Genomic DNA, 23,691 nt, shown 5'->3' on the forward strand with positions numbered 1-23,691 from the left:
AGGGTCCGCACGCGCATGCGCCTGCCGAACCGCGCTTCAGAACACGCACATCCGGTTCGCCTCCTCGCGTAACTGCGCGCGGAAGTCCGGGTGGGCGATCGCGATCAGCTCCTGCGCGCGCTGCTTGGCCGACTTGCCGCGCAACTGGGCCACGCCGTACTCGGTCACCACGTAGTTGACGTCGTTCTTGCTGGTCGTCGCGTGGGTGCCGGGCGTGAGCGTCGGCACGATGCGCGAGATGGTCCCGTCCTTGGCGGTCGAGGGCAGTACGATGAAGGACTTGCCGCCGCGCGAGCGGTTCGCCGCGCGCACGAAATCGACCTGGCCGCCGGTGCCGGAATAGGGCAGGTGGGCGATGCTTTCGCTGCCGCACTGTCCCAGCAAATCGACCTGCAGGCTGGCGTTAATCGACATCAGCTTGTCGTTTTGCCCGGCGATGTACGGGTCGTTGGTGAAGTTCGACGGGTGCATCTCGAGCATCGGATTGTGGTGCATGAACTCGTACAGGCGGCGCGAGCCGAGGGCGAAGGTGGCGACCATCTTCCCCGGCAGCAGCGTCTTCTTGCGGTTGGTCACCGCGCCGCACTCGACCAGGCGCAGGATGCCGTCGCCGATCATCTCCGTATGCACGCCCAGGTCCTGCTTGCCGGTCAGCTGCATCACCACCGCGTCCGGGATGCCGCCGTAGCCGATCTGCAGGGTCGAGCCGTCCTCGATCATGTCGGCCACGTACTTGCCGATCGCTTCCTGCACCGGGCCGATGGCGGGCAGGCCGACTTCGAGGATCGGGTCGCTGCTCTCGACCAGGGCACTGACCTGCGAGATGTGCACATGGCACTGCCCGTGCGCGAAGGGCACGTTCGGATTGACTTCCAGCACGACCAGGCGCGCCCGGGCGATCGCGGCCATCGTGTAGTCGGTGCCGAGGCTGAGCGAGAAGAAACCCTGGTCGTTCATGCTCGAGGCCATGGCGAACACGACGTCGCAGGGCATCAGGCCGCGTTCGATGAGAACCGGGATCTCGGAAAAATAGTTCGGAATAAAGTCGCACCAACCTCCCTGGCCGCTGGCGCGCGAGGCGCCGCCGAAGAACAGGGCCGCATGGCGCACGTGGTGGGCGCTGTCCTGGTCGAAATACCCGTACTTGCGCATTGCCAGGATCTGCGCCACGCGAATGCCGCGCCAGCGCGTGCGCTCGCTCGAGAGCGCGCCGAGCAGGGCGGGCGGCTCGCCGACGCCGGTCGGCACGATGATCATGTCGTTATCACGCAGTTGCGCCAGGGCTTCGGTTGCGCCGACGCGCTTGGCTTCGTATTGCTGGTGTACCGTCTGCATTGCCGTCTCCGTTCGATGATGGTCGCGGTGGCCCGGCAGGCGGGGCTGCCCGGGTCGCACCCCAGCGTAACGCGCGAAGCTGACGTGGACTTGACGGCTGGGCACAAGCGCGCGCCGCCGCCGCCTGGATGGGCAGATAATCGTGTCATGACCGAATCGGCTGCATGGAGGTCCATCATGAAGCATGCGAAACACTCGAAGCCTGTCCGGATCGCGCAGATCGCGCTGGCTTTGCTCGTCGCGCTGGCCGCCAGCACCGCGGCAGGACAGGGCCAGCAGCGCACCCAGGAGCGCACCCAGGCCAGCGGCCAAGCGGCCGCGCCGGCTACCGCGCAGCAGCGCGTTCCCCCCGCAAGCGGGCCCAGCTACGGCCCGGTACTGCACCCCCAGACGACCCGTTCCGAACCCGGCGCCCAGCCGGAGCAGAGCCCGCAAGCCCAGGAAGAAAAGGCGGGCGCGCAGCCGCCAGGCCGGCACGACGAGGTCGACCCGTCGGCGCGGCCGGCGCCCCAGCAGGCCGTCCCCGCCAAGACCGACACCAGGAAACCGTCGAAGAAACAGGCGGCGCGCAAACCGCGCCGCTCGGTGGAGCAGCGCATCGCCACCGTGCCTGAGGTGCTGCCGAGCCGGCCGCTGCCGCTGGCGGCGCCGCCGCCCCCGCAACCGGTGCCGGCCGTCGCCGGGCCGGTGCAGATCAACAGTTGCCTCGGCGGCAACTGCACCGATACCGCGGGCGGCACCTACAACACGGGGGTCGGCAACGCCGCCGTGAACGACGCCGGACGGCTGTGCACCCGCACCGGCAATACGATGCAATGCTTTTAAAAAGCGGCGGCGCGCCCAAAAAGGATGGCCCGGCCGGCCGCTGTGCCAAGGCTTTTCGTCCAAACGTGGTTTTTCCCGGCAAAAGTTCGCTACAATCTCGCGGGTTGACGTTAACGTAAACGTCAAAACGAAGGCACAACGGGACAACAAAGGGAAAACCATGCAAATTCAGAACAATGTGTTCATCGTCACCGGCGGCGCGTCGGGCCTGGGAGCGGCCACCGCACGCATGATCACCGAAGCCGGCGGCAAGGTCGTCATCGCCGACGTGCAGGCCGAAGCCGGCGCCGCGCTGGCAGCCGAGTTGAACGGGCAGTTCGTCAAGTGCGACGTCACCCTTGAAGAAGACGGCAAGGCGGTCGTCGCCGCGGCAGTGGCCATGGGCGTGCTGCGCGGCCTGGTCAACTGCGCCGGCGTGGCGCCGGCCGTCAAGACCGTCGGCAAGGACGGACCGCATCCGCTGGACGTGTTCCAGCGCGCCGTGAACATCAACCTGGTCGGCACCTTCAATATGTCGCGCCTGGCGGCCGAAGCGATGGGCAATACCGAAGCCGGCGAATACGGCGAGCGCGGCATCATCATCAATACCGCCTCGGTGGCGGCCTTCGACGGCCAGATCGGCCAGGCGGCCTATGGCTCCTCGAAAGCGGCGGTGGCCGGCATGACGCTGCCGATGGCACGCGACCTGGCGCGCAGCGGCATCCGCGTGATGACGATCGCCCCGGGCATCTTCGAGACCCCGATGCTGATGGGCATGCCGCAGGAAGTGCGCGACTCGCTCGGCAAGATGGTACCGTTCCCGCCGCGCCTGGGCATGCCGAAGGAATACGCCCACCTGGCGAAAGCCATCATCGAGAACGTCATGCTCAACGGCGAAACCATCCGCCTCGACGGCGCCATCCGCATGCAGCCAAAATAAAGCCGAAAGGAACCGTTCGGCAATTTGATGTAGGATGCCAACGGTATCGGGCGTGCGCGGCGGCTTGCCGTGCACGCCCGTTTTGCTTTTGGAGACCCGATGATCAAGTTCAAGACGCTCGCCTTGACGAGCCTGGCGCAGGCTGCCGCCTTGCTGGCGTTGACCCTGCCCGCGGCGCCGGCGTTGGCCCAGGAGGTGGCCCAGCGCGCGCCGGAAATTGCCACCGGCTATGCCGACAAGGCCGGCTGGGCCGCCCGCAAGTACATGGTGGCCGCCGCCAACCCGCTCGCCGTCGAGGCGGGCTACGAGATGTTGAAGAAGGGCGGCAGCGCCATCGATGCGGCGATCGCCACGCAGATGATGCTGACCCTGGTCGAGCCGCAAAGCTCCGGCATCGGCGGCGGCGCCTTCCTCATGCACTACGACGGCAGGAAGGTACAGGCCTTCGACGGCCGCGAGACGGCACCGATGGCGGCCACCGAGCACCTGTTCCAGAACCCGGACGGCACCCCGGTCTCGCGCACCGCCGGCGTGGTCGGTGGACGTTCGGTCGGTGCGCCGGGCGTGCTGCGCATGCTCGAGCTGGCGCACAAGCAGCACGGCAAGCTGCCGTGGAAGACGCTGTTCGAGCCGGCGATCCGGATGTCGGAACGCGGCTTCGCGGTCAGCGCGCGCCTCAATGGCCTCCTGACCTGGGACGCCCACATCCGCAAGGATCCGGTCGCTGCCCGCTATTTCTACGACAAGGACGGCAAGCCCTGGCCGGTCGGCCATGTGCTGAAGAACCCGGCGCTGGCGAAAACCCTGCGCGACATCGCCCGCGGCGGCGCCGATGCCTTCTATAAAGGCCGGATCGCGCGCGACATCGCCGCCAAGGTCAAGTCGCACCCGACCAACCCCGGCCTGCTGACCAGCACCGACATCGCCAACTACCGGCCCAAGGTGCGCGAGCCGGTGTGCAGCGACTACCGCGCCTTCACGGTCTGCGGCATGCCGCCGCCGTCCTCGGGCGGCATTGCGGTAGCCCAGATGCTGGGCATGTTCGAGACGCGCGACATGGCCAGGCTTGCCCCGGTCGACGGCGTGCCGGGCGTGGACGCGGTGCACCTGTTCTCCGAGGTCGGGCGCCTCGCCTATGCCGACCGCAATCGCTACGCGGCGGACGCCGACTTCGTGCCGCTGCCCGGACGCGGCGTGCCGAGCCTGATCGACAAGGCCTATCTCGCCCAGCGCGCCGGCCTGATCAAGGAACGCTCGATGGGCGAAGCGCCGGCCGGCACGCCGCCCGGCATGGAGGTCGCCTGGGGCACGGACAACGCCATCGAAACCCCATCGACCTCGCACCTGGTGGTGGTCGACGGGCAGGGCGCCGGGCTGTCGATGACGACCACGATCGAAGACGCGTTCGGCTCGCGCCAGATGGTGGGCGGCTTCCTCCTGAACAACCAGCTGACCGACTTTTCCTTCGACTCGGTTGATGCCAACGGGCCGATCGCAAACCGGGTCGAGCCCGGTAAGCGCCCGCGCAGCGCGATGTCGCCGACGATCGTGTTCGACAAGAAGACCGGGAAACTGGTGCTGGCGGTCGGCTCCCCCGGCGGCCCGGCCATCATCAATTACGTGGCCAAGGTGCTGGTCGGCACGCTCGACTGGGGCCTGAACGTGCAGCAGGCCATTTCGCTGCCGAATTTCGGCAGCCGCAACGGGCCGACCGAACTGGAAGCGGCCCGCTTCCCGCAAGCGACGGTCGATGCGCTCAAGGCGCGTGGCCATGCGGTACGCCAGAGCGAACAGAATTCCGGCCTGCACGGGATCATGCTGCTGCCGATTCATGGCGAGCCGTGGTGGTTCGGCGGTGCGGATCCGCGACGCGAAGGCGTTGCAAAAGGTGACTAAAGAGTAACCGACAGGCAATAATTTCCCTCACGGTCAAGTTTGTTTGCTAACCTTATGGCGTGGACAGCAAACGACCTACCGGACCGACGCTGGCCGGAAGCGGTGACAACCGTTTCCGGCCGGTTTTATTGCACGCGCGCCCCGCAAGCGGGCAGGGCAGGCCTGTCCTCGTCTCGGCCTTCGCGCACGTATGAAGGCCTTGCTGTTCGCCCTGTTGCTGGCGCTGGCCGGCTGTCTGGCCGTGCCGGCCGCCGCCGCGCCGGCGCCGACCCTGCGTTTCGAGCACCTGAGCGTCGAGGACGGCATGGCCCAGGAATCGGTGTTGTCGATGGTCCAGGACCCCGACGGCTTCATGTGGTTCGGCACCCAGTACGGGCTGTCGCGCTTCGACGGCTACCGCTTCGTCAATTTCCGTAACGTCGTCGGCGACCCGACCACGCTGCCGAACAACTGGATCAAGGTGCTGCACGTGGATCCGGCCGGGCGCCTGTGGATCGGTACCGACGGCGGCCTGGCGCGCTACGACCCCGCGACCCAGGGTTTCCGTCACTTCCTGCCGGAGGAGCCGGCGCGGCGCGGCAACGGCAACCTCCACCTGCGCGCCATCATCGACGACGGCAAAGGCGGCCTCTGGCTCGGCACCGGGGACGGCCTGCAGCATTTCGACATTGCCAGAGGCCGTTTCACGACCTGGCACCACGTCCCCGGCGAGCGCGAAAGCCTGGCCAGCGACGACATCCTCGCGCTTGCCCTCGACAGGCGCGGCCGCCTGTGGGTCGGCACCGAGGCCGGCCTCGACAGCCTCGACCCCGCAAGCGGCCGCTTCGAGCACCACCGGGGCGGCGCAGGCCGCCGGCCGCCGGTGCAGGCGCTCCTGGTCGACGGCGCGGACACCCTGTGGATCGGGCTGCTCGACGGGCTGGAAAGGATGCCGCTGGCGGGCCCCGGCGCCGGCAAGCGCCGCCACCTCGGGCCGGCCGACGGTATTCCGCGGGCCTGGATCTCGATCCTCTACGACGACGGCCACGGGCAGGTGTGGGCGGGCGCCCACGACGACGGCGCTTACCGCTGGGATGCCCAGGCCGGCCGCTTCGAGTCCTACCGCAAGGTGGCCACCGACCGCAACAGCCTGGCCGACGACCACATTTCCTCGCTGTACCGCGACCGCCTCGGTACTTTCTGGGTCGGCACCTGGTATGCCGGCGTCTCGCGCGTCGACCTCGGCAGCGGCGGCTTCGCCCGCATCGTGCGCGAGCATGACGGTCCCGGCAAGCCGGCCGACAACCGCGTGCGCGACATGGACAACGACGGCAGCGGCCGCCTCTGGCTGGCCTCGGCCAGTACCCTGCAGTTGTTCGACCCGGCCTTGCCGAAAGCGGATGCCTACCGTATCTGGCGCCACGAACCGGGCAATCCGAACAGCCTGATCGACGCCTCGGTGAACGCGGTCGTGCGCGATCGCGACGGCGTGGTCTGGGTCGGCGGACGCAGCGGCATCACCCGTTTCGACGTCGCTGCCGGGCAGTTCAGGCGGCGCGTGCTCGTGTCCGGCGACACCGCGGCCAACAACGTCCGCGCGATGACGCTCGGGCGCGACGGCGCGGTCTGGATTTCCACCCGTGGCGGCCTGCACCGGCTCGAACCGCGCACGGGCGCGCTGGAAACCTGGCGCCACGATCCTGGCCGCCAGTTCAGCCTGTCCGACAACATGGTGCGCCCGGTGCTGCACGACCGGCGCGGCAGGATCTGGGTAGGGTCGTTCCACGGCCTCGACCTGCTCGACCGCGCCAACCAGCGCTTCCGCCATTTCCGTCACGACGCCTATGACCCGTCCAGTCTCAGCCATGACGAAATCCATGCGCTACTCGAAGACAAGGCCGGCAACATCTGGGTCGGCACCGCGGTAGGGCTGAACAAGATGGTCACCGCCGCCGACGGCTCGGTCAGCTTCGTGCGCTACTCGACGCGCGACGGCCTGATCGACGATTCGGTCGCCTCGATCCTGGAGGACCTCGACGGCATCATCTGGGTCAGCACGACCAGCGGCCTGTCGCGTTTCGATCCGGCCAGGAACAGCTGGCGCAGCTATAGCGCGGCCGACGGCACCATCGACGGCGCCTATTTCGACGGCTCCGGCGTGCGCGGGCCGAACGGCACACTGTACTTCGGCGGCTTCAACGGCATCACCGCGTTCAACCCGCGCGCGCTGCGCAACAACGGGGTGGCGCCGCGCGCCGTCATCACCGGCATCCAGATCTTCAACCGCCCGGTGCAGAGCGCCTATCCGGAGCTGCTCACGGGACCGGTCGAAAGTGCGCGCGCCATCACCTTGTCGAGCGAGCACTCGGTGTTCTCGCTCGAATTCTCGGCCCTGCACTACGCGGCCCCGAAGCGCAACCGCTTCGCCTACCAGCTCGAGGGATTCGACCAGGGCTGGGTCCAGGCCGATGCCGGCAAGCGCTTCGCCACCTACACCAACCTCGATCCGGGGCGGTACGTGTTCCGGGTGCGCGCAGCCAACAAGGACGGCGTCTGGAGCGACACCCCGGCCACGCTGGCGATCACGGTCGAGCCGCCGGTCTGGGGTACCTGGTGGTTCCGCTTCGGCGCGCTGCTGCTGTTTGCCGGCCTGTGCTATGCCACCTACGGGCTGCGGGTGCGCGGCCTGTCCCGCCAAAAGGCGCGCCTGGAGCGCCAGGTCGGCGCCCGCACCGAAGAGATCGCGTTGCAGAACCGCCTGCTCGAGCGCCAGACCGAGGAGCTGCGCGAACGCGAGCGCGAGGTGCGCCGCAACACGGTCGAGCTGGCGGAAGCCAACCGCGCCTTGTACGAGAACGAGCAGCGCCTGCAACTGGCCAAGCAGCGCGCCGAGGACGCCGCGCGCCAGAAGTCCGAATTCCTCGCCAACATGAGCCACGAGATGCGCACGCCGCTGGCCGGGGTGATCGGCATGCTCGGCTTTGCGCTGCGCGACGAGCGCTTGCGCGAAGCGACCCGCGAGCAGATCGAGCGTGGACAGGCCAATGCCCAGTCGCTGCTGGCGATTATCAACGACCTGCTCGACTTCTCGAAGATCGAGGCCGGCAAGCTGACCATCGAAAACATCGATTTCGCGCTCGACGCGGCGATCAGCAACGTGGCCGGGCTGTTTTCCGAGCAGGCGGCAGCCCAGAGCGTCGGCTTCGCCATCGAGCTCGACAACGACCTGCCGCGCTTCGTGGTGGGCGACCCGACGCGCCTGCGCCAGGTCCTGATCAACCTGGTCGGGAATGCCTTCAAGTTCACGCCGAGCGGGATGGTGACCCTGAGCGTCGAGCGCCGCCCCGAAGACCAGGCCCCGGGGCTGGCCCCGCACATGATACGGTTTTCGGTGCAGGACACCGGAATCGGTATCGAATCGAGCGCGCTGCCGCGCCTGTTCGAAAAGTTCGAGCAGGCCGACACCACGACCACGCGCCGCTATGGCGGCACCGGCCTGGGGCTGGCCATCTGCCGCCAGCTGGTGGAGCTGATGCAGGGCGCGATCGGCGTCGAAAGCCGCCCGGGAGAAGGCAGTACCTTCAGTTTCGTGCTGCCGCTGCACGATGGCGTCGAGCCGCCGGCGGTCGAGCAGGCCCCGCGCACCCCGCACACGCACCGCCTGCGCGTGCTGTGCGCGGAGGACTTCGCCACCAACCAGATCATCGCCCGCATGATGGTCGAGGAAATGGGCCACGAGATCGACATCGTCGACAACGGCGCGCTGGCGGTGGCGGCCTGCGCGCGCACGCGCTACGACATCATCCTGATGGACGGGCGCATGCCGGAAATCGACGGCGCCACCGCCACCCGCCTGATCCGCGCCGGCGGCACCCTGGACGCCGCGGTGCTCGACCAGCACCTGATGATCGTCGCGCTCACCGCGAATGCCAGCGACGAGGACCGCGACCGCTATCTTGCCTGCGGCATGGACGCCTTCCTGGCCAAGCCGATCGACGAGGCGGCACTGCACTTCCAGTTGAGCCGGGCAATCGAGCGCCAGCTGCAGCGCGGCATCGACCTGCCGCCGATGGCGCCCCGTGCGCCGCGCGCGCCCAGCACCGCCGAACTCGACGCGCTGTTCGGCGTCACCGAGCCGGCGCGCGCGGCGCCCGCGATGCCGGTGCCCGGCCGCGCTGCCTTCCATGCGCACCTGCGCGCCGCGTTCGCCAGCGACCTGCCGCGCCGCCGCAGCGAGCTGCGCGCCGCGCTCGAGGCGGGCGACCTGGAGGCGGCCGGACGCGTGCTGCACGGCTTGCGCGGCAGCGCCGTCCATCTCGGCGCGGACCAGCTGGCGCTGCGCTGCGCCGGACTCGAAGCGGCGGCCGACGCCGGCAACCTGGCCGAAGTCCGGGCCGGCTTGCCGGACCTGGAAGGCTTGCTCGCACCGTTCGAGCAGTTACCCGCCTGATACCGAAAGTCTCTATAATGTTCTCCAGGGCAACAAAATCCGGGGAGAGGCAATGAAGGTGCTGGTGGTGGACGACGACGTGGTATCGCGCATGATGTTGATGCACCTGGTCGACAGTTGCGGCGCGTACCAGATCCTCGAAGCCGAGGACGGCCTGGATGCCTGGCGCCAGCTCGAAGCTGGGCTGCGTCCGGCCCTCATCTTTTGCGACCTGCGCATGCCCGCTCTGTCGGGCACCGAACTGCTGGCGCGCGTCAAGGCCCGCCCCGAACTCGCGGCCGTGCCCTTCGTGCTGGTGTCGGCAGCCAACGACGGCGCCACGATCGAGGAAGCGGACGCGCTCGGCGCGGCCGGCTACGTGGTCAAGCCGTTCCGGATCGAAGGCGTGCGCCCGCACCTGATGGCACTCCAGGCGGACGAGACGCCGGCGGCCAGCGCGCGCCGGCTCGGCGTCGAACTGCGCCGCCTGGCGCTCTACCTCGAGGCACTCGAGCGCCAGCTGCAGGAGGCCGCTCCCGCCATCGAGGCCTGGATGGCCCAGGGCGAGCTGGGCCCATGTGCCGAACGGCTGGCCCGGCTGCGCGGCGCTTGTTCCACGCTCGGCCTGCACGCGGCGGCGGCCCGGCTGGCGCAGGCGGAAGCGGCCCCGCGCCCCGCCACGGTGGAGAACGGCCTGGCCGCGGCACGCGCGGCGGTGGCGCGCCAGGCCGGATTGCTGGCCGCCGGCGAAGCCCCCTAGGGCGGGTCAGGGCACTTCGTGCTCGGCGGGCTTGGCCGCCTTGGCCGGCGCGCGCCAGGTGACCACGCGGTACAGGTACCAGGCCAGCATGGCGCCGAAGATGGTTTTCGATACCGGATCGACATATTTCGCGACCTCGGTGTATTTGTCCTCGAGCAGGAAGCCGGCCGCCATCAGCAGGCCGGTCCAGGCCAGCGAGCCTATGCTCGAATACAACAGGAAGCGCCCCATCGACATCTCGGCCAGGCCGGCCGGCACCGAGATAAGGGTACGCACGGCCGGAATCAGGCGGCCGAACAGCACGGTCTTGCGCCCGTGGCGGCGAAAGGCGTCGAGCGCCTTGTCGATATCGGCGGCGTCGATGGTCAGCCAGCGCGCGCGGCGCCCGGCCAGCTTCTTGAGCCGTTCGCAGCCATACACCTTGGCCGCGTAATACCAGGGCAGGGCGCCGGCCACCGAGCCCGCCGTGCCGGCCAGCAGCACGCCGACCAGGTTCAGGTCGCCGCGGGCAACGACGAAACCGGCGAACGGCATGATCATTTCAGACGGAATGGGCGGGAAAATATTTTCCAGGGCCATCAGCGCAAAGACGCCGAGGTAGCCGCTCTTTTCCAGGAACCCGGTGATGAATTCAAACATTGCACGCTCCAGGCAGGCACAGGTGGAACGATCATATACCGGGCCGGCGGCCGTCCCCGCTTCGATGTGTTTGGGAAATACGTGTCAATGCGGCGCCGGGCGCCGCTCGAACGGATGCGTGCCGGGGAGGCGGCGCTTGCGCGGACTCCCCCCTTCGCTCAGCCCGCCAGCACGAAGTAGGCCGCCCCGCAGCTCAGGGCCGCGCTCGACACGACCAGGGCCAGGCCGACCCACGGATAGGTGTGGCCCGCCGCGGGCGCGTCGCCGCCGGGTGTGGTGGTGCAGGTGTCGAAGGCGTCGCCGAGGTGCTCGATGTCGCTGAGATTGCTCATATCGCTGGTACGGTAAGAATGCGGAAGCTGGCGTGGACCGGAGGGCGAAGGCGGATGTCGTGCGATGCCGGCTCGCGCCGTATCGCGCCGCAAAGTTTGTTGCCTAAAAGAATATTATATATTGCTTGAAATAAATTTACAATCGGCCTGGCAGGATGACACGTTTGAGCAGGCCTCGACAGGGCGCGGTCTGGAGGACAGCAGGCGCGCAGCTTTGCGGGAGGAGAAGATCGGAGACGGCGGAGGGCCTGTAAGCCCGGAAGGGAAGCGGTGCTCCCCCGACTGGAATCGAAGAGCCTCTGCAATCCCGCATGGCGCTTTATTTGGCTGAGCGTCGTCAGTCGAATACCAACAAAAGTACCAACAACCGCAGCCGCTGGTTAAGTTGTTGCAATCGGATGTTTTGAATCGCCCACCTGTACATCCGCGCGGCCACGCTACAAGCATGAACAAGCTCGAGCTTGTTTGATGTCAAAGATATTGTCGTTCCGAGTACATACCATTGATTTTTGGAATGTCTTGCGAAGACACATATATCGGAGGCCGAATGCTCATTGTCGCCCTATTTCGTCATCGGGTTATAGCAGTCTCAACGGCGGCTAAATGAACCTCAAGGACCTGATTGAAGGATTTACTGGCCTGACCGAGTTGAATCGCCCCATCCGTTTGCGGCTTTCGCAAGGACAGCAAGCGCACAGCGACGTCCTGCTAGTCAAGCATGTCAGCGGAGCCGAAACACTCTGCGGCGGACTCGAATACCGGCTCCTGTGCGTGTCGACACGTGCCGATCTCCCTCTGAAGGAGTTCATCGCACTGCCGGTCGAGCTGCAGTTCGTGACGGACCGCGGCAACATGCGCGCGGTATGCGGCATCGTCGCGCAAGCGGCTGCCGGCGAGAGCGATGGTGGCCTGGCGACCTATGAACTGGTGCTGCGCGATGCACTGGCACTGATGGAGCAGCGCACCAGTACCCGGGTCTTCCGCAACATGAACGAACTGGACATCACGCAAGTCATTGTGGACGAGTGGCGCCAGAACAATCCGGTGCTGGCCAGGGCATTCGACGTGGACTGGTCGCACGTGAAAGGCAGCTTCCCGGCCCGCGAATTCACCATGCAGCACAACGAGTCCGATGCCGACTTCTTGCGCCGCTTGTGGAAACGGCGCGGCATCGCGTGGTTCATGCGGCCAGGGCTCGCCAGCGAATCACAGCGCGAGGACATGCCGGCACACACCTTGGTGCTGTTCAACGACGGATTTACGCTGCCGCAAAATGCCGCCGGCGTGGTGCGCTACCACCGGGACGACGGTACCGAGCAAAGCGATACCATCTTCGCGTGGAGTCCGGTACGCAAGCTCGTCCCGGGCAATCTCAACCGTCTCAGCTGGGACTACCTGCAGGGCCGGCCGATGACCGCCAATACGCCGTCATGTATCGACCAGGGCGCGACCGGTAACCGTTTCGCGCTCGGTCTCGATGACTACCTGGTCGACGTGCCGCATGCTGGGGAGGACTGCGACGATTACCGCGAGCTTGGCGAACTGCGCATGAAGCGCCATGAGTACGACTCCAAGTGCTTTTATGGCGAGGGAAGTGTGCGCGCGCTTTGTGTCGGGGAATGGATTGCCGTGAGCGGCCATCCGGATATCGACACCCACTCGCCGCAGGAACGGGAATTTGTCATCACGCGCCTGGAGGTCGATGCGGAGAACAACCTGCCGAAGACACTTGACGAGCGGATAGAGCGGCTATTCGCGCTCAACCGGTGGCATGAAGCCCATTTCGACAGCGGTCTGCGCCAGGCCAGCGCCGAACGCGGCATGCGCTACACGAACCGCTTTGCCTGCGTTCGCCGCAGCATTCCGATCGTGCCGGCATTCGATCCGCGTACCGATCTCCCGCGTCCGCAACTGCAAAGTGCAATCGTCGTCGGCCCGCCCGGCGAAGAAGTGCATTGTGATGAATACGGGCGGGTCAAGGTACGCTTTCCCGGCACCAGGGTCGAAGACCACGCGCATGCGCAAGGCCCCGGTGCCAGCGGCAGCGACCGGGACTCCGCCTGGATACGGGTCGCCAGCACCTGGGCCAGCAATCAGTGGGGAACGATCACGCTGCCGCGCGTCGGCGATGAGGTCCTGGTTGGCTTCCTTGGCGGCGATCCGGACAAGCCGATCATCGTTGGGCAAGTCTACGGGGGCATGGCACCGCCGCCTGCGTTCAGTCATGCAGGAGCGCTGCCTGGAAACCGATATGTGGCTGGCATCAAGAGCAAGGAGATCGGCGGCAACCGCTACAACCAGTTGCGGTTGGATGACACGGCGGGCCAGATCAATGCACAGCTGTCGTCCCAGCACGGTCACAGCGAGTTGAACTTGGGGTGGCTGACCCACCCGCGCAAGGACGGCAAAGGCGAGGCGCGCGGCGAAGGTGCGGAGCTGCGCAGCGACCATGCCGTCGCGCTCCGGGGCGCGCAAGGCGTCTTGATCAGTGCCGCCGCGCGCCAGAATGCGAGCGGAAAACAGCTGGATCGCAGCGAGCTTCTTGGCTTGGCCGAGGCCTTGCAGGGATTGCAGAAGCAACTGGCTGAACTGGCGTCGACGCATCACGCGGACAGTACCGACGACAGGGAGCTCGAACAACTGATCGGCTACCTGAAGCAATGGGAAGCCGGCAGCAATACCGAAAAGGACGGGGCCGGCGGCCAGCCCGTGGTGGCGCTGTCCGCGCCGGCCGGCGTCGCCATGACCAGCCAGGACAACATTGCGATCGGCGCGCAGACGCATATCGATGTGCTCAGCATCGGCAATACCCAGCTGTCGGTCGGCAGGAAGCTGCTGGCGCGCGTTTCGGAAAGCATCAGTTTGTTTGCACACCGACTCGGTATCAAGCTGATTGCCGCCAGCGGCAAGCTCGAATTGCAGACGCACGGCGACGATATCGAGGTCACTTCCGCCAAACGCATCGTTCTGACTGCCACCGACGAGATCGTGCTGCAGGCGCCCAAGCTGCGTTTCGTGGCGCAAGGCGCGCAGGTAGACATTGGCGGCGGCGCGATTACCCAGCAAAGCAGCGGCGAGCACACCATCAAATCGTCGAAGTTCGCCCACGTCAAGCCAGGTGGAGGCAGTCCGGCTGCGGTAACGCTGCCCAAAAGCGAGTCCGCACACGACCTGCAGACCGTCTTGCGTTGGATGGGGACCGACGAGCCGATGACAAACCAGCGCTATCGCATCACCACGGAAGACGGCCGGACGTTCGAGGGACGGACCGATGCGGCTGGCTTGACCGAGCGGGTTGACAGCGCCGTTCCTTTCGGGCGCTACAGCATCGAAACGCTCGACGACTGATTACAGGAGAACGAAACCGATGGCGACCGCAGAACATCCGTTACCCGCCCAACTGAATCCCGGCGCCGCTGGCAAGGCCGAAGGCTTTGCCACACCGAAGCAGGACAAGCGGCCACAGTGCGCGAGGCTCCTGCCCAAGCGGGTATTGCCGGTCATCTTCCTGCCCGGGATCATGGGCTCGAACCTGCGCATGAGCGCCCAGCGGCAGCGCGAACTCCGCCGGAAGGACAACATTGCATGGCGGCCGGATACCCTGGGAGCAACAAACATAACCAAGAATTCGGGGACTCCGCCAGATGAACGCCAGCTGCGGCTGGACCCCTTGCAAACCACGGTCGACATCTACGATCCTGCCGGACCGTCGGACGTCAGCGGCGACGGACGGCACGCCAACGTCGAACTCGATGACAGCCTCAATTCGCCGTTGCTGATGGACGATCCCCCCACAGCCAAAAACCGGCGCACCGCCGTCCAGAAGGCACGAGAGCGGGGCTGGGGCGAAGTCTTCTTCAAGAGCTATGGCGAGCTGCTGCAGCATTTGGAGTCACGCCTGAACAATACTTTTTCCGGTGGCAAGGTCCGGCAAGAGTGGCGCGACGTCGTCGGCGTCGATCCACAGGCATGGAATCCCGACCCCAGGCTGCCTCAGCAGGCCCTGACCGAGGACGAGCTCAAGAAGGTTGCCACCGGTTGCTGGTTTGCCGTGTATGCATTCGGCTACAACTGGCTGCAGTCGAACGGCGACAGCGCGAAAATCATCGCCGAGCGCATCAACAAGGTCATCGACGACCTGAACGGCTCCGGATACCAGTGCAAGCAGGTGATCGTCGTCACCCATTCCATGGGCGGGCTGGTCGGCCGGGCGCTGGTGCATCCGGCCTATGGCAATCTGCAGGACAAGGTGCTGGGCATCGTGCACGGCGTGATGCCGGCTGTCGGCGCGCCGGCCGCCTACAAGCGCATGCGGGCGGGATTCAAGGATCCGGGCTTGATGAGTTCGCCGCAGGAAAGCCTTGCCGCCAAGGTGGCCGGCAATTACGGCGACGAAGTGACGGCAGTGCTGGCGAACGCTCAGGGCGCACTGCAGCTGCTGCCGACCGAATCCTACGGCAACGGCTGGCTGCGGGTGCGCCACAACGGGCGCGACCTGGAAGCCTGGCCGAAGCGGGGCGATCCCTACAATGAAATCTACAAGCTGCAGGGCAAATGGTATGCGCTGTTCCGGGAGGACTGGATCAATCCATCCAACCGCACGCCAAAGCAAGGGGGCGGGTCATTCGAGCGGACATGCGGATATCTGGATCGGGTGCAGCAATTTCATCAGACGATCGCGGGCACCTATCACCCCAACAGTTACGCCCATTATGGCGCCGACCGCGGGCGACAAAGCTTTGGCGAAGTGGTATGGGACATCAGGAACTGTGCCGACCCCAGTGGGTGGCAGGACTGGCCTATTATCAGCGATACGAGACAAGGGAAGCTCGAACTGGTCCGTTGGGATGTCAACTACCGTGGCAAGACATTCGCAGAGAGCCCCTCCATCCCCGGTCCTAATCTCAGCAAGGCTTCTGCCGCCCCGATTTCAAACCCAGGTGGTAATAAATCGATTCACGCGACAATTCTTCCAGCAAGCGCACCTGGCGACCAGACGGTGCCCGCCAGGTCCGCCGATCACCAGCTGCACAGCGGCATGTTCAAAGGTGTGTTCCGGCAGACCGGTTACGAACACCAGTCCAGTTTCAAGGATCCACGGGCCATCGCCTCGACCTTGTACAGCATCGTGCGCATCGCCCAGAACGCAAGCTGGAAATGCTGAAAGGAATACCATGTACCCGACCGCCCGCAGACGCCTCATCCTTGTTCCGCTTGCTGCCGCGAGCCTGCTGCTCGCGGCATGCGACCCTCACCCGAAAGAATGGAAGACGCCGAACATGACCGCCCTCACGCCCCGCCTGCAACCCTTGTTCGAGAAAACGAAAACCGTCTGCTTCGGCCGGTTCATGGTCGACGTGCCGGCATCGGCTACCGTCGTCTGGGGGGCCACGGACGTCCCGCTGGGCGTCACCATCTACCGTGATGGCGTGGATGAAGTGAAGGGATTGGCCCAGAAGTTCGTCGACGAGCTGAAAAGTGAAAAGGCCATTTACCTTAATAACATCCCCTTGCTGATTTCAGTGGACGAGATGCGGCAGCCTGAAGGGCAAATCGTCACAGGCTACGAAGGCTTTGAAGCGATGGCTGAACTGAAAATTAGTGGCTTCTTTGGACTAAACAATGACGGCGTCATTATTGATGCGCGTCCGTTGAAAAGGCAAAAAGACGAAGTCATCGCAGACATCAAAAGCATGGCCCGGCGCCTGCGCCAACGTGCGGACGACGAAGCCCCTGCCGAACCCGGCAACTGCCTCGAGAGGGCCTTCCTGCCGGACTCGCCGGATGACGAGAAGAACCATCCTGGCGAATTCGTCAGCATCGGCTTCCGCCTGAAGGAATTTCCGGACGCGCATCTGTCGGTTGAAGTCCGCCCCACCCCCCGCGACCCGGAAGGCTCTTCGCTTAAGGCCCAATGGAAACGCATGAAGGAGCCGTTGACGCCCGAACTGGATAAAGTGTTCGCCAAGGTCAAATACTTCCGCGAGAGCCCACGCCAGATCCGGGACTGGACAACCGGTTACGAGGTGCTGATGCGCGCACCCGATGAGGAAGGCGTCCATTCTTTCCATGATTTCGAGCTGAGGTTCACCGGCGTACCTAACGACCCCTTCAAGCCCTATGCGAGCTTCCAGCTCCAGACCGGCGTCGGCGACAATGCCGCGGGCGCCATCAAAGCCAGCCTCACCGACGAGGAGGCCGTCGCGCTCTGGGACAAGATCACCAGCACCTTCCGTGTGCGCCCGACGAGCGCCATGCCTGCCAGGACCGCCGGAGCCGACCCGCAACAGCATCTTCCGCTCGGCGAACTGGCGGCAACCGGCCGCACCTGCCCACAGACTGGCTGGTGGGAGTGCGACGCATCGGGAAAATTACAAGGTGAGCGGAGGCAACACATCAAGGCCGGCGAACGCATGCCACATGTGGTTTCGCTGGGCGAGCCGTCGATATGGCAAAAGCTCAAGGGAGAACGGCCTTCTTACCGGACGGCGACCATGTGGAAACTGGTCAGCTACGAAGATGCGCCTTCTCTTGCAGACATGACGGCGCAGCCAAGCTCAATTCCGCAAATCTCTTCCCCTGATGACCTTCCGAAAGACGCTACCGATACCAGGCACGAAGCTGGCCGTGGCGAAGGGACCCCGCCCAATACGAAAGGCTGAGCGATGCCCAACGTGATTCGATTAGGTGACGCGACGTCCCATGGTGGCAAGGTCGAAAGTGTGAGCGCCACGTATTTTACGGTCGACGGAATACCGGTCGCCTGCGTCGGTGACGCATGCAGTTGTCCCATCAAGGGGCATGACAAATGCACGATTGCCGAAGGCGATCCGAGTCACGTTATCAACGGCGTTGCTGTTGCCTACGATGGGCACAAGACGACTTGTGGAGCAAGCTTGATAGCGTCTATCGGAAACTTCAGCGGGCAATGACCCGGCCTCCTGATTTCTCAAGGGCATGTGCTGAACTACCTTGAGCGCCTGGGCCACACGTAAATCCGAGCTCGACGACTTACGGCAGGGTAGACGCCAATGGCGAGCGTCTTCTGTTTGCCGGCAAAACGGTAGTTCAAGCGCTAATACTTGCCGACTGCGTTGACCAGAAGATACAGCCCACCACCGTCACTGTGCTTGTCGCCGGCTTTCGTGCCGCTCCACTTCGCCTGCCGAATGAACGTGTCTGTAAGTGCCATCTCGTCCGCCCTGTTGGTATGTGTTTGACGTCGACATGAAGGTACCAACAAAAAGTACCAACAGTATTTTGAGATGGCCGGACTCAGGATGGTTCCTGATGAGATTGGCGTTTTGCGCTGCCTCAGAGTGTGAGGCGGAATGTTGAGATGCCGTGAAACATCCCGATTTAAAGAGGTGGTCCCCCCGACTGGAATCGAACCAGTATCCCACGCTTAGGAGGCATGTGCACTATCCATTGTGCTACGGGGAGGACGCATGTGACGCCGTTGGCGCCACGACAACGCAGGCGGGCCTGCAGTTCGGCGAGCGGACCCTGCAGGGCAGGCCGGTATCGTGAACCGACTGCAATTATAGCCGAGGAAAGCGTGTTAATTGGAAGCTTAGTTGGAAGTGAACGCGCCGCAATCGGTACAATGGCGGCTTCTTTCACATCCCCGCTGCGCCGCAGGTCTGTCAGGACATGCACGGCCGGCCCGCTCACAAGATTATGGCTGTCATTTCCCTCTCGTCCGCGCAACTCGCGTTCGGTCACGTCGCGCTGCTCGACCATGCCGACTTTTCCCTCGAAACCGGCGAGCGTGTCGGCCTGATCGGCCGTAACGGCACCGGCAAATCCTCGCTCCTGAAAACCATCGCCGGGCGCTTCAAGCTCGACGACGGCCTGCTCGTCATGCAACAGGGCGTCAAGATCGCCTATGTCGAGCAGGAGCCGACTTTCGATCCCGAGTCGACCGTGTTCGAGGCGGTCGCCGCCGGCATGGGCGAACTGCAGGGCATGCTGGCCGAATACGAGGCCCTGACCGGGCAGTTCGGCCAGGGCGACGACGACGCCCTGATGGAGCGCATGCATGTGTTGCAGGTCAAGCTGGACGCCACCGATGGCTGGAATCTCAACAACAAGGTCGACACCACGCTCGACCGCCTGGGACTGGCGCGCGAAGCGAAGATGGGCACGCTCTCGGGCGGGATGCAAAAGCGGGTGGCGCTGGCCGTGGCCCTGGTGTCGGCGCCGGACGTGCTGCTGCTCGACGAGCCGACCAACCACCTCGACTTCAAGTCGATCATGTGGCTCGAGGGCCTGCTGCGCGAGTTCCGCGGCTCGGTCCTGTTCATCACCCACGACCGCAGCTTCCTCGACAACGTCGCCACCCGCATCATCGAACTCGACCGCGGCAAGCTGTTGTCCTTCCCCGGCAATTTCTCCACCTATCAGGAGCGCAAGCGCGAGCTGCTCGCCAACGAAGAAGTCGAGAACGCGAAGTTCGACAAGTTCCTGGCGCAGGAAGAAGTCTGGATCCGCAAGGGCGTGCAGGCGCGCCGTACCCGCGACGAGGGCCGCGTGCGCCGCCTCGAGGCATTGCGCCTACAACGCCAGGCGCGCCGCGATACCCAGGGCCAGATCAAGCTCGACGTCGGCACCGGGGAACGTTCCGGCAAGATCGTCGCCGAACTCGAAAACGTGTCCAAATCGTTTGGCGAGAAAGTCATCGTCAGCAACTTCACCGGCACCATCCTGCGCGGCGACAAGGTCGGCCTGATCGGCCCGAACGGCGCCGGCAAGACCACGCTGCTGAAGATCATCCTGGGCGAGGAAACGGCCGACAGCGGCACCACCCGCCTCGGCACCAAACTGAACGTGGCCTATTTCGACCAGATGCGCACCCAGCTCAACGAGGAAGCGAGCCTGGCCGACACCATCGCGCCGGGCAGCGACTGGGTCGAGATCAACGGCCAGCGCAAGCACGTGATGACTTACCTGAACGACTTCCTGTTCGCGCCCGAGCGTGCCCGTTCGCCGGTGAAATCGCTCTCCGGCGGCGAGCGCAACCGCCTGCTGCTGGCGCGCCTGTTCGCCAAGCCGGCCAACTGCCTGGTGCTCGACGAACCGACCAACGACCTCGACATCGATACGCTGGAACTGCTGGAAGAGCTGCTCGAGGAATATACGGGCACCGTGTTCCTCGTCAGCCACGACCGCACCTTCCTCGACAACGTCGTGACCCAGGTCATCGTTGCTGAAGGGCAGGGCCTGTGGCGCGAATACGTCGGCGGCTACAGCGACTGGGAACGCGTCCGGGCCGCCGCGCCGCAGCCGGCCGCCAGCCCCGCGAAGCCGGCGCCGGCGAAAGCGCCCGAGGCCGCACCGAGCGAGAGCGCAGCACCGAAAAAGGTCAAGCTGAGCTACAAGGAGCAGCGCGAACTGGACGAGCTGCCGAAGCAGATCGCCTTGCTCGAGGACGAGCAGTCGGCCATCACGGCCCAGCTCAACTCGCCGGACTTCTACAAGTCCAGCCCGGCCGACGCGCGCCGCATCAACGCCCGGTATGCCGAGATCGACGAGCTGCTGCTCGAACTGCTCGATCGCTGGGAACGGATCGAGGCACGCTCGCGCGGCGAAGCGTAATGATCGGCGCCACGGACACTTCCCGTGGCGTCGCTTCTCCCAGGTACGACCGCTCGTAGCGGCGCCACGCGAGCAGAAACAAACCGGCAGGGTGGACGGCGCCACCCGCTGGCGTTCGCGCGCCGGCGGCGCCGCTTCGCGTGAGCGGGCATCCGGCCCGCCTCGCCCCACCGCGTTCAAGCAGCGTGTGTGCCCTCGCATCCCTGTTCCTCGCATGCGTGCAGCGCCCAGCCGCCTTGGCACGCTCCCGATCGCACCTTCCCGGGTTCGTCAACACCATTCACGGAACTCAGGCTTACCGTGCCCGGTCTCATTTCAAGTCACCCGTGTTGTGCGGCGCCGCCGCAGCGCCGGTCAGCGCATCGCCCTTGAAAGACAAACGCCATGTCGAGAATCCGGTTGCATCCGCTCGCCTTCCTGGTCGGCGCCGTCGTGTCCATGCCGGCCTGCGCGATCCCCGGCACCGGGCTCGACCTGTACGGCCGCATCGGCTGGGCGCGCGACGACAACCTCCTGCGCATTGCCGAGAACGCGCCGGCTTTCGACAACCGCCGTGCCGACGCCTGGATCACGACCGAATTCGGGGCCGTCTACGACCAGACCTGGCGCCGCCAGCGCCTGCTGGCGGCGGCCAAGCTGTCGAAGGTCAAATTCGACCATTTCCGGCAACTCGACTACGACGGCAAGGACCTGCAGGCAACCTGGTTCTGGCAGCTCGGCAAGCGTTTCGAGGGACAACTCGGCGCGACCTATGTGCAGACACTGGCGCCGTATACCGATTTCCGCAGCGACCAGCGCAACCTGCGCAGGCAGCGCCGCGGCTTTTTCGAAGGCGCCTGGAAGCTCCATCCGCGCTGGGAAGCCCGCACGGCGCTGTCGCGCGAGCGCTTCGACTACGAACTGGCCGTGCAGTCGTACAACGATCGCACCGAGGACGTGTTCGAACTCGAAGGGCGCTACCTGGCGCGCGGCGACAGTTCCGTCGGCCTGGTGCTGCGGCGCATCGAAGGCAGGTTCCCGAACCGCCGTCCGTTCACGCAGAGCTTGCTGACCGACGATTTCACCCAGGACGAACTCAAGGCGCGCGTCGACTGGAAGGCGGGCGGCATCCTCACCATCCAGGCGCTCGCCGGCTATGCGCGGCGCAGCCAGCCTTCCTTCGGCAGCGGCCATACGAGCGGCTTCAATGGCCGCGTCACCGCCCTGTACGAACCGCATGGCAAGCTTGCTTACCGGGCCTCGGTATGGCGCGATTTCGCGCCCCTGGAGAGCACGCTGGTCAGCTATACGCTCAACAAGGGCGTCGGCGCCGGTGCCACCTGGAACGCGAGCGCCAAGGTCCGGGTCGAGGCCGACGTCGTCTACGAACGGCGCAACTACAACCCGCGCGCCGGCTTCGATGCCGCCGGCGGCCTGGACGACACGCTGCGTTCGGCGACCTTAAAGGCGAGCTGGGCCGTCAGGCGCAAGATCCTGCTGTCGGCGGCGTTCGCACACCAGGCCCGCAGCGGTTCGCCCGTGCTCGGGATCGGCAACTTCAAGGCGAATACGGTCGCCCTCGACGCCAGCGCACAGTTCTGAACTTCGACCTGCGATGGTCAACGATATCCCGATCATCTCGTTTTTCCAGCGCGTGCTTGATCCCTTGATCATCATGGGAGCACTCTACGTGTCCTCGATGGCCTTCGAAGAGCCGTTTTCCGGCTATTCGCTGGTCCTGATGATCCTCGCCTTTTTCATTTCGTCGGCCGTCTACCAGCACATCGATCCCTACCGTACCTGGCGCAGCGGACGCATGCTTGCCTACGCGCGCGACATCGTCTTCGGCTGGTGCGTCACCATCGGCGTGCTGTATTTCCTCGGCTCGGCGAGCGGCCTCAAGTACTATTACGACGAGCGCGTCCTGCTGGCCTGGATCATCGCCACCCCAGCCACCTTGCTCGCCAGCCATATCGTCGTGCGGCGCGCCGCCGGCCGGCCCGACCGCAGCCGCGAAGTGCGTTCGGTCGTGGTGGTCGGCGCCAACGAGGTGGGGGTCAAGTTCGCCGGCATCTGCGACCGCCACCCGAACCTGTTCATGCAGATGCACGGTTTCTTCGACGACCGCGCCGGCCCACGCCATGCGCGCGGCTTGCACCATCCGATGCTGGGCAGGATGTCCGAGCTGAGCCAGTACGTGCGCAGCCATAACATCAAACTGATCTTCATCAGCCAGCCGATTTCGGCCCAGCCGCGCATCCGCCAGCTGATCGACGAGCTGCAGGACACCACCGCCTCGGTGTATTTCCTGCCCGACGTGTATGTCTTCGACCTGATGCAGGCGCGCTTCGACAATGTCGGCGGCATGCCCGTCATCGCCATCTGCGAAACCCCGTTCATGGGCCTGAACAGCATGATCAAGCGTGCCAGCGACATCGTGCTCGGCAGCCTGATCCTGGTTGCGCTGGCGCCCCTGATGCTGGCCATTGCCGTGGCCGTCAAATGCACCTCGCCGGGGCCGGTCCTGTTTCGCCAGCGCCGCTACGGCCTGTATGGAGAGGAGATCCTGGTCTACAAGTTCCGCTCGATGCGGGTGCTCGACGATGGAACCACGATCGTGCAGGCGCGCAGGGACGATCCGCGGGTGACGCCAATCGGGCGCTTCCTGCGCCGGACCTCGCTCGACGAATTGCCGCAGTTCGTCAACGTATTACAGGGCAGCATGAGCATCGTCGGCCCGCGTCCGCATGCCGTTGCCCACAACGAGCAATACCGAAAACTGATCAAGGGCTACATGCTGCGCCACAAGGTCAAGCCTGGCATTACGGGCTGGGCCCAGGTCAATGGGCTGCGCGGCGAAACCGCGACCCTCGAGCGGATGGAAGCGCGTATCCAGTTTGACCTGGACTACCTGCGCAACTGGTCGGTATGGCTGGACCTGTGGATCATCCTGAAGACAATCCGCGTCATCCTGACGCGAGAGAACGCGTTTTGAGACCCG

General features: G+C 65.3%; 15 protein-coding genes, 1 tRNA gene and 1 pseudogene. 12 read left to right on the forward strand and 5 right to left on the reverse strand.

Annotated features, from left to right (window positions below):
* Positions 1-36: 36 nt before the first annotated feature.
* A complete protein-coding gene (locus ACFPAH_RS21010; RefSeq protein ID WP_379749249.1) occupies positions 37-1,335 on the reverse strand; it encodes an acetyl-CoA hydrolase/transferase family protein in 1,299 nt (432 codons plus the stop codon).
* 177 nt (positions 1,336-1,512) lie between these two features.
* Here ACFPAH_RS21010 and ACFPAH_RS21015 point away from each other — a divergent pair, with 177 nt between their 5' ends.
* The 5 genes from ACFPAH_RS21015 (at position 1,513) to ACFPAH_RS21035 (ending at position 10,143) form a co-directional block, all read left to right on the forward strand.
* Positions 1,513-2,160: a hypothetical protein gene (locus ACFPAH_RS21015; RefSeq protein ID WP_379749251.1), complete on the forward strand. Its 648-nt coding sequence runs from the start codon at positions 1,513-1,515 to the stop codon at positions 2,158-2,160.
* Positions 2,161-2,320: 160 nt separating this feature from the next.
* Entirely contained in the window at positions 2,321-3,079 is a 759-nt protein-coding gene (locus ACFPAH_RS21020; protein ID WP_379749253.1) for a 3-hydroxyacyl-CoA dehydrogenase, read from the forward strand.
* Between the two features lie 99 nt (positions 3,080-3,178).
* On the forward strand, positions 3,179-4,975 hold the full coding sequence (ggt, locus tag ACFPAH_RS21025) for a gamma-glutamyltransferase (RefSeq protein WP_379749255.1): 1,797 nt from the start codon (positions 3,179-3,181) through the stop codon (positions 4,973-4,975).
* Between the two features lie 190 nt (positions 4,976-5,165).
* Positions 5,166-9,404 carry a hybrid sensor histidine kinase/response regulator gene (locus tag ACFPAH_RS21030; RefSeq protein WP_379749257.1) on the forward strand — a complete coding sequence of 1,413 codons (4,239 nt, stop codon included), beginning with the start codon at positions 5,166-5,168 and terminating at the stop codon, positions 9,402-9,404.
* A gap of 52 nt (positions 9,405-9,456) precedes the next feature.
* Positions 9,457-10,143, forward strand: a complete 687-nt coding sequence (locus tag ACFPAH_RS21035) for a response regulator (protein ID WP_379749259.1) — start codon at positions 9,457-9,459, stop codon at positions 10,141-10,143.
* 6 nt (positions 10,144-10,149) lie between these two features.
* Here ACFPAH_RS21035 and ACFPAH_RS21040 read toward each other — a convergent pair whose 3' ends face one another.
* Complete coding sequence (locus ACFPAH_RS21040) at positions 10,150-10,782, reverse strand: DedA family protein (protein ID WP_379749261.1); 633 nt, start codon at positions 10,780-10,782, stop codon at positions 10,150-10,152.
* A 158-nt stretch (positions 10,783-10,940) separates the two neighbouring features.
* Positions 10,941-11,114 (reverse strand): hypothetical protein, encoded by a 174-nt coding sequence (locus ACFPAH_RS21045; protein WP_379749263.1) that lies wholly within the window; start codon positions 11,112-11,114, stop codon positions 10,941-10,943.
* A gap of 603 nt (positions 11,115-11,717) precedes the next feature.
* Here ACFPAH_RS21045 and ACFPAH_RS21050 point away from each other — a divergent pair.
* The 4 genes from ACFPAH_RS21050 to ACFPAH_RS21065 are packed head-to-tail and all read left to right on the forward strand — an operon-like array spanning position 11,718 to position 18,046.
* Entirely contained in the window at positions 11,718-14,462 is a 2,745-nt protein-coding gene (locus ACFPAH_RS21050; protein ID WP_379749265.1) for a type VI secretion system Vgr family protein, read from the forward strand.
* 19 nt (positions 14,463-14,481) lie between these two features.
* A complete protein-coding gene (locus ACFPAH_RS21055) occupies positions 14,482-16,278 on the forward strand; it encodes an esterase/lipase family protein (RefSeq protein ID WP_379749267.1) in 1,797 nt (598 codons plus the stop codon).
* Positions 16,279-16,288: 10 nt separating this feature from the next.
* A complete protein-coding gene (locus tag ACFPAH_RS21060; protein ID WP_379749269.1) occupies positions 16,289-17,776 on the forward strand; it encodes a T6SS immunity protein Tli4 family protein in 1,488 nt (495 codons plus the stop codon).
* A 3-nt stretch (positions 17,777-17,779) separates the two neighbouring features.
* The gene (locus ACFPAH_RS21065; protein WP_379749271.1) at positions 17,780-18,046 is read left to right on the forward strand and encodes a PAAR domain-containing protein; all 267 of its coding nucleotides are present in this window, start codon (positions 17,780-17,782) and stop codon (positions 18,044-18,046) included.
* A gap of 77 nt (positions 18,047-18,123) precedes the next feature.
* On the opposite strand, the pseudogene ACFPAH_RS21070 reads toward ACFPAH_RS21065, so the two are convergent.
* Positions 18,124-18,306, reverse strand: a pseudogene (locus ACFPAH_RS21070) (Arm DNA-binding domain-containing protein); the annotation flags it as partial.
* Between the two features lie 176 nt (positions 18,307-18,482).
* Positions 18,483-18,557: transfer RNA gene (locus ACFPAH_RS21075), tRNA-Arg, on the reverse strand.
* 237 nt (positions 18,558-18,794) lie between these two features.
* On the opposite strand from ACFPAH_RS21075, the gene ACFPAH_RS21080 reads away from it, so the two are divergent.
* The 3 genes from ACFPAH_RS21080 (at position 18,795) to ACFPAH_RS21090 (ending at position 23,685) form a co-directional block, all read left to right on the forward strand.
* On the forward strand, positions 18,795-20,711 hold the full coding sequence (locus ACFPAH_RS21080) for an ATP-binding cassette domain-containing protein (RefSeq protein WP_379749273.1): 1,917 nt from the start codon (positions 18,795-18,797) through the stop codon (positions 20,709-20,711).
* A gap of 384 nt (positions 20,712-21,095) precedes the next feature.
* Complete coding sequence (epsL, locus tag ACFPAH_RS21085; RefSeq protein ID WP_379749275.1) at positions 21,096-22,292, forward strand: XrtB/PEP-CTERM-associated polysaccharide biosynthesis outer membrane protein EpsL; 1,197 nt, start codon at positions 21,096-21,098, stop codon at positions 22,290-22,292.
* 13 nt (positions 22,293-22,305) lie between these two features.
* On the forward strand, positions 22,306-23,685 hold the full coding sequence (locus ACFPAH_RS21090; RefSeq protein WP_379749277.1) for an undecaprenyl-phosphate glucose phosphotransferase: 1,380 nt from the start codon (positions 22,306-22,308) through the stop codon (positions 23,683-23,685).
* Positions 23,686-23,691 lie beyond the last annotated feature (6 nt).

Source organism: Massilia sp. GCM10023247 (assembly GCF_042653325.1).
Taxonomy (GTDB): Bacteria; Pseudomonadota; Gammaproteobacteria; order Burkholderiales; family Burkholderiaceae_D; genus Telluria.

Excerpts from the sequence above, each read along its gene's own strand:
- ACFPAH_RS21010 (WP_379749249.1), bottom strand. The coding sequence starts at position 1,335 with ATGCAGACGGTACACCAGCAATACGAAGCCAAGCGCGTCGGCGCAACC.
- ACFPAH_RS21015 (WP_379749251.1), top strand. The coding sequence starts at position 1,513 with ATGAAGCATGCGAAACACTCGAAGCCTGTCCGGATCGCGCAGATCGCG.
- ACFPAH_RS21020 (WP_379749253.1), top strand. The coding sequence starts at position 2,321 with ATGCAAATTCAGAACAATGTGTTCATCGTCACCGGCGGCGCGTCGGGC.
- ggt (WP_379749255.1), top strand. The coding sequence starts at position 3,179 with ATGATCAAGTTCAAGACGCTCGCCTTGACGAGCCTGGCGCAGGCTGCC.
- ACFPAH_RS21030 (WP_379749257.1), top strand. The coding sequence starts at position 5,166 with ATGAAGGCCTTGCTGTTCGCCCTGTTGCTGGCGCTGGCCGGCTGTCTG.
- ACFPAH_RS21035 (WP_379749259.1), top strand. The coding sequence starts at position 9,457 with ATGAAGGTGCTGGTGGTGGACGACGACGTGGTATCGCGCATGATGTTG.
- ACFPAH_RS21040 (WP_379749261.1), bottom strand. The coding sequence starts at position 10,782 with ATGTTTGAATTCATCACCGGGTTCCTGGAAAAGAGCGGCTACCTCGGC.
- ACFPAH_RS21045 (WP_379749263.1), bottom strand. The coding sequence starts at position 11,114 with ATGAGCAATCTCAGCGACATCGAGCACCTCGGCGACGCCTTCGACACC.
- ACFPAH_RS21050 (WP_379749265.1), top strand. The coding sequence starts at position 11,718 with ATGAACCTCAAGGACCTGATTGAAGGATTTACTGGCCTGACCGAGTTG.
- ACFPAH_RS21055 (WP_379749267.1), top strand. The coding sequence starts at position 14,482 with ATGGCGACCGCAGAACATCCGTTACCCGCCCAACTGAATCCCGGCGCC.
- ACFPAH_RS21060 (WP_379749269.1), top strand. The coding sequence starts at position 16,289 with ATGTACCCGACCGCCCGCAGACGCCTCATCCTTGTTCCGCTTGCTGCC.
- ACFPAH_RS21065 (WP_379749271.1), top strand. The coding sequence starts at position 17,780 with ATGCCCAACGTGATTCGATTAGGTGACGCGACGTCCCATGGTGGCAAG.
- ACFPAH_RS21080 (WP_379749273.1), top strand. The coding sequence starts at position 18,795 with ATGGCTGTCATTTCCCTCTCGTCCGCGCAACTCGCGTTCGGTCACGTC.
- epsL (WP_379749275.1), top strand. The coding sequence starts at position 21,096 with ATGTCGAGAATCCGGTTGCATCCGCTCGCCTTCCTGGTCGGCGCCGTC.
- ACFPAH_RS21090 (WP_379749277.1), top strand. The coding sequence starts at position 22,306 with ATGGTCAACGATATCCCGATCATCTCGTTTTTCCAGCGCGTGCTTGAT.